At 46.3% G+C, this 15659-nt stretch carries 14 protein-coding genes; 6 read left to right on the top strand and 8 right to left on the bottom strand.

Annotated elements, in window-relative coordinates:
• Positions 1-107: 107 nt before the first annotated feature.
• Positions 108-1139 (bottom strand): LacI family DNA-binding transcriptional regulator, encoded by a 1032-nt coding sequence (locus ABTV53_RS27260; RefSeq protein ID WP_433748528.1) that lies wholly within the window; start codon positions 1137-1139, stop codon positions 108-110.
• Between the two features lie 484 nt (positions 1140-1623).
• On the opposite strand from ABTV53_RS27260, the gene ABTV53_RS27255 reads away from it, so the two are divergent.
• From ABTV53_RS27255 to ABTV53_RS27245, 3 genes are all read left to right on the top strand, one after another.
• Positions 1624-2967 (top strand): ABC transporter substrate-binding protein, encoded by a 1344-nt coding sequence (locus ABTV53_RS27255; protein ID WP_433748525.1) that lies wholly within the window; start codon positions 1624-1626, stop codon positions 2965-2967.
• A 138-nt stretch (positions 2968-3105) separates the two neighbouring features.
• Positions 3106-3999: a carbohydrate ABC transporter permease gene (locus ABTV53_RS27250; RefSeq protein ID WP_433748522.1), complete on the top strand. Its 894-nt coding sequence runs from the start codon at positions 3106-3108 to the stop codon at positions 3997-3999.
• Positions 3999-4817 carry a carbohydrate ABC transporter permease gene (locus ABTV53_RS27245; protein ID WP_433748519.1) on the top strand — a complete coding sequence of 273 codons (819 nt, stop codon included), beginning with the start codon at positions 3999-4001 and terminating at the stop codon, positions 4815-4817. The genes ABTV53_RS27250 and ABTV53_RS27245 overlap by 1 nt, the downstream gene beginning before the upstream one ends.
• A 121-nt stretch (positions 4818-4938) precedes the next feature.
• On the opposite strand, the gene ABTV53_RS27240 is transcribed toward ABTV53_RS27245, so the two are convergent.
• From ABTV53_RS27240 to ABTV53_RS27230, 3 genes are all read right to left on the bottom strand, one after another.
• Positions 4939-5898 (bottom strand): MraY family glycosyltransferase, encoded by a 960-nt coding sequence (locus ABTV53_RS27240; protein ID WP_433754352.1) that lies wholly within the window; start codon positions 5896-5898, stop codon positions 4939-4941.
• Positions 5899-6016: 118 nt separating this feature from the next.
• Entirely contained in the window at positions 6017-6832 is an 816-nt protein-coding gene (locus tag ABTV53_RS27235) for a hypothetical protein (protein ID WP_433748516.1), read from the bottom strand.
• A gap of 143 nt (positions 6833-6975) precedes the next feature.
• On the bottom strand, positions 6976-7314 hold the full coding sequence (locus ABTV53_RS27230) for an ArsR/SmtB family transcription factor (RefSeq protein WP_433748513.1): 339 nt from the start codon (positions 7312-7314) through the stop codon (positions 6976-6978).
• 392 nt (positions 7315-7706) lie between these two features.
• On the opposite strand from ABTV53_RS27230, the gene ABTV53_RS27225 reads away from it, so the two are divergent.
• Positions 7707-8096, top strand: coding sequence for a nuclear transport factor 2 family protein (locus ABTV53_RS27225; protein ID WP_433748510.1), 390 nt, complete (start codon positions 7707-7709; stop codon positions 8094-8096).
• Between the two features lie 795 nt (positions 8097-8891).
• Here the strand turns inward: ABTV53_RS27225 and gntK are convergent.
• The 4 genes from gntK to ABTV53_RS27205 form a co-directional block, all read right to left on the bottom strand.
• Positions 8892-10442 carry a gluconokinase gene (gene gntK / locus ABTV53_RS27220; RefSeq protein WP_433748508.1) on the bottom strand — a complete coding sequence of 517 codons (1551 nt, stop codon included), beginning with the start codon at positions 10440-10442 and terminating at the stop codon, positions 8892-8894.
• 289 nt (positions 10443-10731) lie between these two features.
• Positions 10732-11559, bottom strand: a complete 828-nt coding sequence (locus ABTV53_RS27215) for a carbohydrate ABC transporter permease (RefSeq protein WP_036612996.1) — start codon at positions 11557-11559, stop codon at positions 10732-10734.
• Positions 11560-11579: 20 nt separating this feature from the next.
• Complete coding sequence (locus ABTV53_RS27210; RefSeq protein WP_091013252.1) at positions 11580-12446, bottom strand: carbohydrate ABC transporter permease; 867 nt, start codon at positions 12444-12446, stop codon at positions 11580-11582.
• A gap of 128 nt (positions 12447-12574) precedes the next feature.
• Entirely contained in the window at positions 12575-13849 is a 1275-nt protein-coding gene (locus tag ABTV53_RS27205; RefSeq protein ID WP_433748504.1) for an ABC transporter substrate-binding protein, read from the bottom strand.
• A 281-nt stretch (positions 13850-14130) separates the two neighbouring features.
• Between ABTV53_RS27205 and ABTV53_RS27200 the strand changes: the two genes are divergently transcribed.
• Positions 14131-14898: a GTP cyclohydrolase II gene (locus ABTV53_RS27200; protein ID WP_433748501.1), complete on the top strand. Its 768-nt coding sequence runs from the start codon at positions 14131-14133 to the stop codon at positions 14896-14898.
• A gap of 190 nt (positions 14899-15088) precedes the next feature.
• Positions 15089-15658, top strand: coding sequence for a glycerol-3-phosphate responsive antiterminator (locus ABTV53_RS27195; protein WP_433748498.1), 570 nt, complete (start codon positions 15089-15091; stop codon positions 15656-15658).
• Position 15659 lies beyond the last annotated feature (1 nt).

The following is a 15659-nucleotide window of genomic DNA, read 5'->3' as shown; positions in this document are numbered from 1 at the left end:
TCCTCTACGTTCTCGTGTAAATGTTTAGTTCAATTTATATAGTATTAAAAATCGCTACGTCTATGATGTGAATTGATCTGCAACAGCCAGTCCCAAAGACTTAACACTCAGATTTCCTGTGCCAGCAGCATGGCTGTGCCGCAGGATTGACGCACAACCAGTTCCGGCTCTACTTTAATGCAACGATTATCCATTTGTTTGTTCATCAGATCGAACAGAATCATGGCAGCAAGGCGTCCAATTTTGTCCGTATCCTGCTTGACGGTTGTGAGCGGTGGATCGGTATAACGGCAAGCTTCGATATCGTCACAACCTGCCACAGCTATATCTTCTGGAATGCGTAACCCCACTTCCTTAAAGGCGCGAATAGCTCCAAAGGCAAGTAGATCTGTGGCTGCAAACACGGCACGTGGCAGAGTCTTGCAGGCAAGCATTTTCTTAGCCGCTTCGTATCCATCCGCTGCGCCATAATCTTTGCTGTATACAACCCACTCGGGCTTTTCATCAAGACTAAACTGATTTAGTGAACGTTTGAAAGCCATCTCTCTCTGTTGCATCACAAGAGAGGCGCGCTCCAGCCCGATAAAACCAACATCTCGATAACCGTTCATATAAAATTGTTCTACAACTTTGGTTGAGATCTTATCGTTATCGGACATGATGTAACAGGAGCTTTGTCCTGTTAGCTCGATATCTATTCCGATACAAGGAATCGGGCTGGCATCCAGGTCGAATATGCTGCTCTCGACCTCATCCCCCGCAATAATAATACAGCCATCCACTTGAAAATACTTGGATCTCGCCAAGTAGTCCTCACCCTGCTCCAGAAACTTCTCATTTGAGAAGAAGAGTAGATCGTATCCAAGCAAGCCAATTTGTTTCTTAAACGCATTGATAACCTGTACGAAGAAAGGGTGACTGAAATCCACGTTCAGCTTCCCTGCAAACACAACGCCAACGAGGCTGGATTTTTTTGTCGCCAGCGTTTTGGCTGAAGAAGATGGACGATAGCCTGTCTCTTCCATAATTTTAAGCACACGCTGGCGCGTTTCCTCGCTGATATCTGGATAGTTATTGATAATCTTGGACACCGTGGCTACAGATACGCCGGCTAAGCTCGCTATCGTTTTGATATTCATAAACATCCCTCGGATTCCTAAACCAGTTTCGTAAACTGGGGCTGTATCGGTTTTTTTCACTTTCTTGCAAGTATTCTATGCTACAAAGACTGGAGAGTCAACAGAAGAAAGGAGGGAATCACACTTGAAATAATATGCATCCATCGGTTTGAAGCGATCAAGGAGGTTTGTTGCGAAAATAAAGACTAGTTTCAGCTCATAATCTTAATTGTTTTACAGATTTTGATTCCGTTTAAAGGGAATACCGGGTTATCTGGGGTTGTACATGAAATTACGTCATGTGCTGTGTTTCGTAACTTTCGTAAAGGAAAACTTGATTTCAACGTATACAGCAATAAATAAAGCTTTTATCAAACGGGTTGGAGCATGGAAATCAAAAAAACAAAATCACTATTTACAAAATAAAGATCTGAAGTCATAATAAGGGTGGAATTAACGAAACTGATTTCGTAGATTTAATTCAAAAATATGGGGGACAACGAAAATGAAGAAAATGACTTTAGCCATTGTACTTGTAACCGCTTTATTATGTGTGCTCGCCGCTTGTAGTAACAGCTCTTCGGAATCAGAAGGAACTCAGGCTACAGACAGTAGCAAAAAAGTTACCTTGAAGATCATTCACTGGCAGCAAGAGAATATTAACAACTACATCAAAGCGTTTAATACGAAATTTGAAGCGAAATATCCGGACGTAAAGGTGGAGTATACTACGGTTCCGGCAGACGCGACTTACGATCAGTTGATGCAAACACGGATGAACGCCGGAAGTAATGGGGACGTGGATATCATTCCACTCAAATCAAGCTTTGTAGGCGCTCCGCAGGAATGGTCCAGTGGTGCTGCTGATCCGATGTGGAAGCAATGGATCGATGCCGGGTTAATCAGTGATCTGTCTGATCAATCTTTTATCAAAAACTACAATGAAGCGGATGTACAGAACGCAATGACGTATAACGATAAGGTGTACGGTGTAAACATGGGCAAGGTGGCATTCACAGGACTGTTCTACAATAAGGAACTCTTCGCAAAATATAATCTGGAAATCCCTACAACCTGGGATGAATTGCAACATGTTATCAAAGTGTTCAAAGACAATGGTGTCGAAGCGCTGGGTCTGGCGGGTAAAGATGTATGGCCAATAGGTCTTGCGGTGCAAGGGCTTCAGGCTTCTATTCATGAAGATCAGCTTGCTTATATCAAAGGTCTATGGACTGGTGAAACCAAGCTGACTGATCCGGTTCAACTTGAAGTCTTGCAGAAATCTCAGGATCTGATGAACAATGCAATGCCTGGTTTCATGGGTATTGACTACGGAACATTGCCCAGTTTGTTCGCTACAGGCAAGGTGGCTATGATTGCTGACGGCACTTGGGATGCAACAACAATTCAAATGGCCAACCCTGATCTGAAGTTTGGATATTTCCCAATTCCAGGTAGCAATGATGCAGCCAAGAACAAAAATCTGGCGGGTAAATACGATATGACCTGGATGGTGGTGGATAACTCACCGAACAAGGATTACGCAATGAAATGGCTTGATATGTTATCAGAGAAAGAGAACTACACGGAATTTGTGAATGCAGCCGGCTTCCTGCCAACACAGCCTGATGTGGAGATGACAAGTGAGTTTATCCAAGGCATTCAGCCTTACCTGGAGGACTTTAAACTTTCTTGGGATCAGTTGTTCATTAACCGTCAGAATGTAGGACAGTACATTTCGGAGGCCAGCGTTCACGCAGAGATGCTCAAGCCAGCCGGACCGATTGCAACACCGGAAGAGCTTGCAGGTAAATCCCAAGCGGACTGGGATGCTGCTGCTCCAAAGTAATTCATAATCATTCATATTCATGGCACAAGTTGGCCGTATGCGCCGGAATAGCGCTCGGGTCTGAGCCTTCAGGCCAGACAAGGCTGTTATTCCGGTTTTCTTATGTCTTGGTTTTACCCCATGAAAGGTGTGAGGACGATGTATCCGTTTGGGAAAGGTAAGGCAAGACTGATTCCTTATCTGTATTTGAGCATTCCGTTGTTGCTTTATGTTGTGTTTGGCTTCGGTCCATCACTTGTGACGATACTGTTTTCGTTTACAGATGCTACTGGTGTTCGGGGCCAGGAATGGAGCTTTATCGGCTTTGAAAACTATAAAACATTTTTTGGTGCATCCAATGCTGGAGATCGAATGGATGCTATTGGGCGATCCTTATACTTTGCGTTTGCTGTTGTGATCATACAAAATGCAGTGGGTTTGTTTATAGCAATTTTGATCAATAAAAAACTTAGAGGCGATAAATTATATCGCGCAGTATTCTTTTTGCCAGTGGTGCTGGGGGTTACTGTGTCTGGACTCATTTGGCAACTCGTTGCAAATCCGCTGGGCGGACCGGCCCAGTCCTTTCTGAATTTCTTTGGTACCCGTTCCAACTTTTTTGGCGATTATAATATCGCCTTTGAATTGATTATTTTTGTTCAGATCTGGATGTACATGGGTTACTCCATGACGATTTTTCTTGCAGGTCTGCAGTCCATTCCGAGCGATCTGTATGAGGCGGGTTACATGGATGGTGCTTCGGGGTGGAAAGCATTTACGAACATTACATTCCCCATGATTGCTCCTGCATTCACGGTTAATATGCTCTTGTCTATCATAGGGGCATTGCAAACCTTTGATATTATCTATGTACTTACAGGCGGAAAGTTCAATACAACGACGCTTGCGTTTGATGTTTATGCTACGGCATTTGGCACAGGAACGGCTGATTACGGTTTGGCTTCTGCTGTTGCGATGATTCAGTTCCTCTTTGTATTTACCATATCGATGGTCGCTTTATTTTATCTTCGCAGAAGAGAGGTGGAAGCGTAATGAAACAGAGCCAAACGTCCAGAATGGTCAGCTATGTCATCGTTCTGCTCATGCTTGCGATGTACGTTTTCCCTCTGTTCTATCTCTTCAATGTATCCATGAAGACACAGACAGAGTATCTGCTCGATCCTGTAGCTCTTACCGAAGGGATCCGGCTTGAGAACTTTTCCGAAGCATGGAACAAAGGGAACTTTTCTCAGTATATGTGGAACAGTGTGCTCTATACAGGGATGTCCACCCTGCTGACGTTGATTTTATCTATATTTGCTGCGTTCCCGCTCGCACGCAGATATGTTAAATTCAGCACAATCATTTATATTTTCTTTCTGATTTCCATGTACCTTCCCAACCCGCTCATTCCGCAATTTTCCCTGATCAATAATTTGGGTCTCTACAACACCCAAATCGGGTACATCTTATTGAAAACGACGGGTACGGGCATTGCATTTCTCATGTTTGTGGGTTATATCAAATCAATATCGCGTGAACTGGATGAGGCCTCTGCCATGGACGGGTGCGGGTATACAAGATATCTGTTCACCATCCTTGTTCCGTTAATGAAACCGATCCTGGCAACAGGTATTATTCTTACCGCGATTGGTGTATGGAATGATATTATCGGGCCGACCATTTATTTATCTGATCCGAATTATCAGCCGGTAACCAAAGGGCTCTTTACATTTTATGGACAGTACATGAACAACTGGCCGCTGCTCGCCTGTGGCATTCTGATTGTTACCTTGCCACTGGTTGTCCTGTATGTTACTTTGCAACGTTTCATTGTTGGAGGTGCTATGGCAGGGGCTGTTAAATCGTAAGTTAGAATCACTCCGCTTTAACTGAAACGGAAAAAGGCAAGCGATCCAAAAAAACCATCATAAGAAAGCCACCCTCAACGTAATGAAGGTGGCTTCTATTATTTTCATCGTTATTTTGGTTTTATAACTCCACTAACATCAGAATAATGGAGGATAGACACAGACATGTGCTGACGAGATACAGTACACCCACCACCTGATTTTGATTCAATCCGGCACGCAGCAACCGATAATGTGCTTGACTTGCATCGGCCTGATAGATCGCTTTACCTTGAATGAAACGTTTGATAACGACAAAGATGTTGTCGAAAATCGGTACACCCAGCGCCAGAATCGGAATGAACATGGACAACATGGTTGCTTGTTTGAATGCACCATCCAGAGCGATAACCGCCAGAATGAAGCCAAGGAACGTAGCGCCTGCATCACCCATGAACACTTTGGCAGGAGCTTTGTTGTACTTCAGATAACCAATCGTTACACCGACCAGAATGATCGACATGAGTGCGGAATCACTTTGACCTTTGGCAAGCGCCACGATGAACAGGGTAATTGCCGAGATGGCCGATAATCCGCCAGCCAGTCCGTCCATGCCGTCCGAGAAGTTGATGACGGTTGTCACCCCGAAGATCCACAGGATCGTGAGAATGAATTGCAGCCAGATCGGAAGCATGACATATTCCGCATTGAAGGGATTCACGAATCCGGTGAACGCAATGCCAGAAGCAAATACGAGTACTGCCGCAGAGACTTGTACGAGCATTTTGGGCAGGGCAGGAAAATCTTTGCCTTTTGTTTTGTACCAGTCGTCAACGGTACCAATCGTTAAGAGAAGCATACCACCAGCGACCAGAGCCGCCGTTTCCCAAGTAATTTCTTTGGTCAGAGCAATGTATGTCAGGAAAAATCCAGTAAATATTGCGTAACTCGCCGTGAGCGGGATCGGCTGCCTGTGCAGCTTACGCTCCACATCCGCCCGAGGCTTGTCCACAAAATCGAGCCGGTGAGCCAGTCGACCAAGCGGCGGAATAAGCAAAACCACGACAGCAAAAGACACTATAAAAGCCAGTATGTATACCATAAACTCGCTTGTTTCACTCCCATCTACCCATTTCCCCTTATTATACGAGTTAAACAGGAAATCTGTCGATGTCATTATTGTAACCAGACGTAAGCAAAGGTGAGCAACAATTCAGGTTTTATCGGATTTGAGGAAGATAGGAGCCGAAATAATGATTTACAGTTTCTGCATGATATCCATCATCACCTTGCCAGGTTGCTGCAAAGACAAAATCGCCGGAACCGCCTTTGCTTTTCCTCGGTTTGTCCCCGGGAACCAGTATGCCGGCTGCCGTCCAGATTTCCAGCAGGGCATCCCGTTCCTGTTTGCTGGAAGGCAAGATATCTTTCCACTTTTTCTCGAGTGAACGAGCGCTGTCTTTGGGATCTTCCGTCTGAGCTGCTTCAAGCAGATTGATAAGGATAGCTTGATCTTCAGGGGTTACTTCATAATTTGTATCGTTGTCCTGTAGCAGTATTTCGAGATCCATCAGACAGTAGAGTAACCAGCCATGACGCACGCCGCCCCACTTGATCCGTTCGAAATTCAGCACGTTCAAGTCGACATTGAAATATTCTTTGTCTGACTGTAAGCGCAGGAAATTGCAATCGCCGCAGGCACTGGTGTTGGCATGAAGAGCGGGTCGTTCCGCATAGGTATGCAAAGGCATGTTCGAAGTTAAAGCAAAGCTGGATAATGCGCTGCGCAGATGGACTTTTTTGGTGGACAGACTATGTAAAAAGGCCGTAACTACCCGCTCCTTGAGCGAGTCATCCTGATGCATGTCGTATAGACGCTGAACCATCTCGTCATGCGTAATCGTGAGTGGGTCGAACATAACGCCTTTGCTTTTGGCATACTCAAATTCATCTCCGGAGAAGGGTGGAGAAGTTGTTTTCCAACCGCCACCTCCCCAGAACGTGCTCAGCAGTATCTTTGCCGCTTTTTTGTCCATATGATTAGCCTCCATTAAGAGAATTTCGATCATGATTCTGGTGATAAAGGCGAAGCTTATGCTTTCGAAGTAGCTTTCTTGCAGAAAGCTTTTAGCTCCGCTTCTTCAGGTTATTTCTGCCCTCTACGTTCTTTTCTAAAGGGTTAGTTCAATTTATCTGTGGCCTGTGTTACGTATTCCTCGGTTGAATTCAGAATCATCTCGACGAGGCCTGGGAAACGCCTGTTTAGCTCTTCCTTTCGTAGGGAATAAAAGTGCTGTTTACCTTCAATGCGCGGCTGAATCACGCCAGCTTCACGTAAAATTTTGATGTGATGGGACAACGTGGATTTGGAAATATGGTCTACTTCGAAGGCGGAACAGTTTTTCTCGCCAGAGCTGGCCAGACAGTGTGCAATTTTCATGCGGATCGGATCACCGAGTGCGTTGCAGACCGTGGTCAGCTTCAGCTCCGAAGCCATAGGTATCGTTGGAGTTCTCATATCTAAGACGTTAGCATATTCGGCTTTCTCTTTCAATGTTTGAAAAAAATCGAACTATAGAAGTTGAACTGTAACTATTACACTTGTTTACTCCGATTGCAGTACCATCTTTCGATCGCTCTTATCCCCAGATTTTTTAAATTCTCTTTGTCCAAAGGGAAAATCCGGTGATAGCGTATGCTTCCGATGTAGCTTTCTTTCAGAAAGCTTTTAAGCGAACGCTTCGCTTCTTCAGATTGGTTCTGCACTCTCCGTTTTAGTGTAAAAGTTGGTCTCAACTTATATATTTCTTGCGGGCAGTATAGAGAGTGTGTTACATTTCTGTTCAGTTAGTTCGAAAATATTCGAACTGAAAGATTGGAAAATGGCTTTTTATTTTAGGAGGAATATGAATGAGTACTATAAGTACCGCTACACTGTTAAACAACTATTTCCGTTTATTTGATGCTTCACGTACAGATGAGCGCGCCATGCAGGATTTATTGTCCCTGTTTACACCGGACGCAGAGATTGTACTTAATGGTACCAGCAGATCAGGGTTTGATGATTTTATGAAAGCTTTCTACGAATACAATAAGGATGTAAAACATATGTGGGACGGGTGGGTGCAGCAGCCTGACGGCAGCTACCAAACGAACTGGGCAGTATGCGGACAAGCGGCGGACGGAACAGTATACGCCAAAGCAGGCATTGATATCGCGCGTGTGAATGAGGCGGGGCAGATCGTGTATCTGGAGAATCTACAGGCCGATCAGAATGCGTTCAGCAAGTATAATCAGTAATTAAAATCTAGGATTTCAGTTCTATAGTTGTTAGAAATCTGAATCAATAAAAGATAGGAAACCTTAACTCCACTGTTTTTTCATGCTGTGGGGTTTTGTTATACCCAACATGCTCAATCATTCTTTTTAGGGTAATGTTTTTCGAACAAAGGCTGATGATCTCGTTAAGCTAATAGATAGTAAGACACCATATACTCGAGACATCGATGTGGAGTTGGGATTATCTTTTATTTTCAAAGACATCCAATTGGCTTTGTGGAGACCTAGCGTGATGACCGAAGAAATGTTGAATTCAGTTGAGTTTCTGACTGAGTTTACGCCAGGAAATCAGGAACTGGAAAAGAGATTTTCTATTTTAGGACGGTTGCTGTGGCGGCTCCTGGATACTTTAATAGAACATAAAGGGAAGCTACAAGTATACTGAGAGATAAATTTGATCCAATCTAAATAGAGTTTATATAGTCTGTGCATGAAAAAAAGCCCATTCCCATATGGACATAACCATGGCGAGGTGGGCCTCTTTAACTTACGGCATCTCGTATTCATTCTAACGAACTGTACACACGCTATTGGAGGGTATTTGGAGAAAATAATTTTCTAACGAATCACAAACACGTTATTAGGCTCCATTTTCAGTTCTTGTGCAGGTTTTTACCCATGTAAGCCGATATAAGGTGGCTCAGGTTCGTTAGATTTTGAAACCATGCTAAAAGCTGCAAATAAGGTGTCTATGATTCGTTAGCCTATGCCGGTTCGACTCTTTGACTCTCCGACATGTAACATCCCGCGCGCTCCCTATCCATGCATCGTCTTGTTCTGAAAAGCAGCGATATCCGCATACTCCTCTTCAAACTTACGGGAGATGCGGATGAAGATTGGCAGCAGTTCACGGTACACGCGGACACTGTCCGGGTCCGGCTGGTGCCGATGCGTCGATCCGATCATGCCGGAGACGGCACTCAGGGAATCGATGCGCCCAAGGGCGTATAAGCCCAGTACGGCTGCGCCGAGACAGGAGCTTTCAATACTTTCGGGAATGATGACATCCTGATCGAAAATATCGGCCATCATCTGCCGCCATAGCTCGGAGCGGGCGAAGCCGCCAGTCGCCTGGATTTTTTTCGGGCGTCCGATCTTTTCTTCAATCGCTAACATAACCGTGTACAGGTTGAACAATACACCTTCGAGGGCAGCGCGAATCATATGTTCTTTCTTATGATGCAGCGTCAGGCCGAAGAACGAGCCGCGTGCGTTCGGATTCCAGAGCGGAGCCCGCTCACCTGTCATGTACGGATGGAATAAGAGGCCTTCTGAACCTGGAGGTACATTTTCGGCAACACGAGTGAGCACTTCATACGGATCAATACCAAGTCGCTTCGCGGTCTCCACCTCGGAAGCCGCAAACTCGTCCCGAATCCAGCGGAAAATAACACCGCCATTGTTCACGGGTCCGCCAATGACCCATGCATTCTCGGTGAGTGCATAACAAAAGAAACGTCCTTTCGGATCGGTCACCGGTTTATCTACGACCGTACGAATAGCTCCACTGGTGCCAATGGTCACGGCCACGACGCCTGGATCAATAGCGTTAACGCCCAGATTGGACAGCACGCCATCACTGGCCCCGATAACAAACGGTGTGGTGAACGCAATGCCCATCTCCTTGGCGTACTCCGGGTGCAATCCATGTTTGAGCACATGTGTGGTCGGTACCAATCGAGACAGGTGTTCCGGTGTAATGCCCGCCACATGGAGGGCTTCTGCATCCCAGTCGAGTTTTTCCAGATTCATGAGTCCGGTGGCGGAGGCCATGGAGTGGTCGATGACGTATTCAGAAAATAATTTATAGAAAACATATTCTTTCATGGATATGAATTTGTGCGTCTGTCTGAACAGTTCCGGTTGATCCCGGGTGAGCCACATGATCTTGGTGAGTGGGGACATTGGATGAATCGGCGTGCCTGTTCTCAGATAGATTTCGTGACCATTCATCTCCGATTTGAGTACTTCGGTCCACTCAGCACTGCGATTATCTGCCCATGTCATGGCTCGCATCAGCGGTTTACCGTGTTGATCGACAGGCAGAATGCTGTGCATGGCCGAACTGAAGGATACAAACAGGATGTCTTCTGGTTTAACTCCGGCATTGGAGGTAGCCTGTTTAACCGATGTAATGACTGCTTTGAAAATATCTTCCGCATCCTGCTCCGCAATCGCAGGTGTGGGAGTGTGCAACGGATAATCGGCACTGCCTTGAGCCACAATGGTTCCATTCTGTTCGAACAAGACGGCCTTGGTGGAGGTCGTGCCGATATCTACGCCGATCATATAGGGTGAAGAAGCCATTTTGTCATCCCTCTTTCTTGAATATATAAGTGAATGAATGCTGTTACACGTTCACACTTCGGGTACAGAAAGCCTTCCGCTCGCGTAAATGCGAAGCATATGCTTTCGAAGTAGCTTTCCTTTAGAAAGCTTTTAATTCCATTTCTTCAGGCTCTTTCTGTCCCCTCCGCACACGTGGCGCTATTCATCCAACTTATATGGCATCTGTTATTTCATCTATAGATAAGAATATCAGACTTGAGGGATGGATCAAAATGGATCAGACCATGCTCATCGCTTTTACACATCATCAATCCTTCACGGCTCCTGCGGCGATATCCGAGATAAACTGGCGGCTGATGAACAGGAACATCACGATGAGCGGAATGACGGCAAGCAACGTACCTGCGATGACCATCGCATAGTCTGTGTTATACAGTCCGTTTAATTGAGACAACGCAATCTGCAACGTGTATTTGCGTTCATCCGTCAGGACGATCAAAGGCCACAGATAATCATTCCATACCCCGATAAAGGTGAACGCTCCGAGGAAAGCAAAGGCAGGACGCAGGATCGGCAGTGCCACATTCCAATAGAGCCGGAAAAAATTACAGCCGTCGATGCGGCCTGCATCCAGCAGATCATTCGGGATGGACTCTGTCGCGTACTGACGAATCCAGAAGATGCCGAAGGCATTAACCATGCCTGGAATAATGAGGGCTTTGAAGGAACCGACCCAGCCGAACGTAGCCATGAGCACAAAGGAAGGCACCAGTGACAGTTGAGAAGGTACCATCATGGTCGCAAGCAGCAGGATGAAGAGCCACTTTTTGCCGGGAAATTCAAACTTCGCAAACGCAAAACCCGCCAGTGAGTCAAAAAACAGGACAAGAATGGTCACGAGGCCAGACACAAACAATGTATTCAGAAAGGCGCCCCAGAAATCAATCTGCTGTAATACCCGCGTAATATTATTCCATAGCTCACCCCCGAACCAGAGCTGCGGCGGGAACTTGTAGATATCGGACGTTGTCCGGGTAGACATTACAATCAGCCAATAGAACGGGAACATGGAGATGAGCATGCCCCCGATAAGACCGGTATACAACACCAGCGATTTGAGGTGTTTGGTCGCCATGTGCGCTCCCCCTTATCACATCAGGATGATTTGCCTTGAACAAGCTTCCAGTTCACAATCGAGAACAGGGCGATAATGAGGAACATGCCCCAACCAACGGCAGCGCCATAGCCGAAGTAATTGTTAATGAAGGATTCACGGTAGAGGTACAGTACAATTGTCATGCCTGCTGCACCTGCGCCACCATCATTGCCGACCAATACTTGCGGCTCGGTGAACAGCTGCATACCGCCAATGGTTGACGTAATGACCGTAAACAGAATTACAGGGCGCAGCATCGGAATCGTAATTCGAAAAAAGGACTGTATCGCTGATGCGCCGTCAATCTTGGCTGCTTCGTATAATGTCTGAGGGATACTCTGTAATCCGGCCAGATAGATGACCGCGTTATATCCTGTCCAGCGCCAGACGACCATGGAGGAGATGGCAACTTTGATGCCCCATGGTGCATTCAGCCACTCCACAACCGGTAACCCGACCGACTGCAACAGATAGTTGAGAAAGCCATAATTGTTGGCAAACAAGGCACCGAAGATAATGGCTACCGCTACGATGGATGTGACATTCGGCAGGAAATAACCGACCCGAAACAGGGTACGGAACTTCACAAATGGTGCATGTAATAGAAAGGCAATAATCAGGGCGAAGAAGAGCATTGGAATCGTTGAATAGATCCAGATCATGAACGTGTTGCCCACGGCTTGCCAGAACTCGGCGTCAGTCAGCATGTATTTGAAGTTGTTGAACCCGTTGTACGTCATGACACCAATGCCATCCCATTTATGAAAAGCCAGATAGAGTGAGAACCCGATTGGGAACAGCCCAAATACCGCAAACAAAATATAAAACGGCGATATTGCAACATAGAGTGCACGATGCTCCCACATTCTCACCCATAGCGACTTCTGCCGATCCAGATCAGGTCTTTCATTTGCGGGATCGGGCGTAAGACGAGGTTCAGTTACAGCCATATGAATTCCTCCTTTGCGGATAACGAAACCACACGCTCTTCAGGTTAACGCTGCAATTCCCGCTCGACGCGGTGTACCGTATCTGTCCAGACCTGCTGTGGATTGGCATTTTGCTTCGCGACATCATTCAGCCGCCGGGTGATAATGTTGTGTACGGATGGGTATCTTTCACCAAAGAAAGCATCCGGCACATCCTGTGCCGATTCGGCAAATACAGGCCCTGTCGCCTGTCCGCCGAAGAAGGGTTCTTTTTCTTTCATAGCTGGATCATTAAACACACCCGGTGCAGAAGGGAACAGGTTCAATGTCTGATATTGCTCCAGTTGATTTTCGGGGCTTTGCAGCCAGCGAACTAGTTCAAAGGCTTCCTGAGGATGTTCACTCGACTTCAGGATGGACAGGAATGATCCCCCGTTATTTCCATCTCCCCCTGGCGCCCGAGCAACCCGCCATTTCCCGGATGTATCCGGAGCGGCTTCCTGGAGCACTTGCTTCATCCAGACAGCACCCACGAACGAGGCAATTTCGCCATTATTCATCGCTGCGTTCCACCCCGGAGTCCAGCCGTCAGCATTGGCAAGTAGGCCCTTCTCCTTGAAAGCAATGGATGTATCCCAGCTTGTTCGTACGAGAGCAGAATCCATGCCGATGAATGAACCATCCGGACGGAAATAACGTTCAGCTCCTTGGGATAACACTTGATTGTAAACGCTTCCAATGTTATCGGTCAGAAATACCTTGCCTCCGAATTTTTCTTTGATCTTCTCTCCGGCAGCAGCATAAGCATCCCAGCTGTTAATCTGACGTGTAACGTCTTCAGGATCAGACGGCAGTCCGGCCTCCTTGAACAGATCTTCTCGGTAGAAGAGGGCTGTCGGTCCGGTATCCATGGGGAAACCGATCATCTGTCCACTTGGCGTAACGCCTTGCTTCCATTTCCACGGCAGATATTGGTCTTCGATATCTCCTGCGCCAAGATCATACAGATTATAGAAACGGTCCTCACTGGGGAATAGCTCCATGATCCAGTCGTTCAATGCCACAATGTCGGGTTCACCTGAGCGTGCAGCGAGAGTTGTTTTGAGTTTTGCTTTAAAATCACCGCCGATTTTCTGAGCTGTCAGTTCAATATTGGGGAACTTTTCCTTAGCCCTGGCAATCAACTTATCATCAATGGAACGGTTCCAGTACCACAATGTAAGCGTTACCTTTTTGTTGTTCGCTGAATCGTCCTGTCCGGACCAGACGGAGCATCCGCTTATAAGCAGGACACAGACCATCAGTATGGCTGTCCAGCATGTTCTTTTCCGGCGGATCATGTGCATAACCCCCTCATCGTTAAGTTCGAGGCATGAAGTGCTTTGGACTACAACATTAGTGTATGAGCAGTTTATAAACTCATACCCAATATTCCTGAAATGAAACACATATTTGTGTCGGTTGCGTAACATAATTTTAGTAGTTACTTTAAAAATAAAAGTTACTTGACACTTTATAATTTTTATTCTAAACTAACTTACATAAAGTAACTAATGATGATGAGAATAATATAGATACGTACTATATAATATCCAAGTTGGCCTATACAGGAGGAACGACAATGATCAATTCACATATTATTCAACTGCTTGCCCCCAAAATTCAGACTTTTCCGAGTGGAAAAGAGTTCATATACCTCGTAGGGCCGATTAAGCTCCCGGTAAACCTCGATGGAGAGACCAAGACATTCCAGTGGTACAGCTGGATGAAGTCAGACAAAGCGATGGAGAGCGGGGAGTTGATTGAATCCCTTGCTGAGGCTGAGCTGGCAGAGCGTCAACAATCCAGTGTTCTGGTGTATGGTGACTTTGCTGACGCACAAGAAGCACTGATCCGGATGCACAGCATCTGTCATACAGGCGACATCTTTGGCAGCAAACGCTGTGATTGCGGCTTCCAATTGGAGCAGTCCATGAAAATGATCGCCGCTCACGGAGCAGGTGCGCTGTTCTATCTTGCGAACCATGAGGGACGTGGCATCGGTCTGTTCAGCAAAGCGATGGCGTACATTTTGCAAGAAGAAGGTCTGGATACGGTAGATGCGAACTTGCAGCTCGGATTCACAGACGATGCTCGTAATTATGACGATGCAATTGCTGTGTTACGTGCGCTTCGCTTCGCACCGGTTACCCTGATCACCAACAATCCACGGAAGCTGGCTGCCTTGCAGGAAGCGGGATTGAATGTGGGCGGACGTGTTCCGCTGTGGGGGGATCGTTCTGCATTCAACGAGAAATATTTGCAAACGAAAGTGAACCGTTCAGGTCACTTGGCAGAGAGTGATGGTTGGGCTGGAGCAGAAACGTTGCTTCCGCATGCGCAGGCTTAATCCTTATTCATAGACGTATACAATTAGCTGATTAGTCGTTGCAGTACTCTCCGTTATGGAGAAGTACAGCAGCGGCTATTTTTGTGAACATACTACGTAACGCTCAGATCTTCTGAATCACGAATGGCTTGCCGTTCTCACTGGACGGAATATACAATATAGTCATCTGATGAATGCGGGAGGAACGAAGGTGCCATTTGAGGGACAACGTATATTGCCGGCTGCCAAGAGCATGAAGCAGTTTGAAGCGATGATTGAAGGCCCTTATACGTATGGGGTGATGCTGGAAACCCATATTGCACAGCTTCAGAGTGTAATGGACGAGGCGCGGCGGTATGACAAAAAGATACTTTTGCATGCAGATCTGGTACAGGGATTGAAAAATGATGAGTATGCGGCAGAGTACCTGTGTCAGCACATTCGCCCGGCAGGGCTGATCTCTACACGAGCAAGTGTTATTCAAAAGGCGAAGCAAAAGGGCATTACAGCGATTCAACGTATTTTTCTGCTGGATACCCATGCACTGGAGAAAAGTTATCTCTTGCTCGCCAAAACCCAACCTGATTATATTGAAGTATTACCTGGCGTCATTCCGCATATTATTGCGGAAGTGTCTGTGCGTACAGGCATACCCATTATTGCGGGGGGATTGATCCGTTCACCGGAAGAGGTTGAACTTGCGCTTGGCGTCGGGGCTACGGCAGTGACCACATCCAATGCAGATTTGATACGACACTTCGAGAAATCGCTTATACCGTAAA

The organism is Paenibacillus amylolyticus (assembly GCF_050990605.1).
Classification (GTDB): Bacteria; Bacillota; Bacilli; order Paenibacillales; family Paenibacillaceae; genus Paenibacillus; species Paenibacillus amylolyticus_H.
This window is presented reverse-complemented; position numbering and strand designations above follow the sequence as displayed.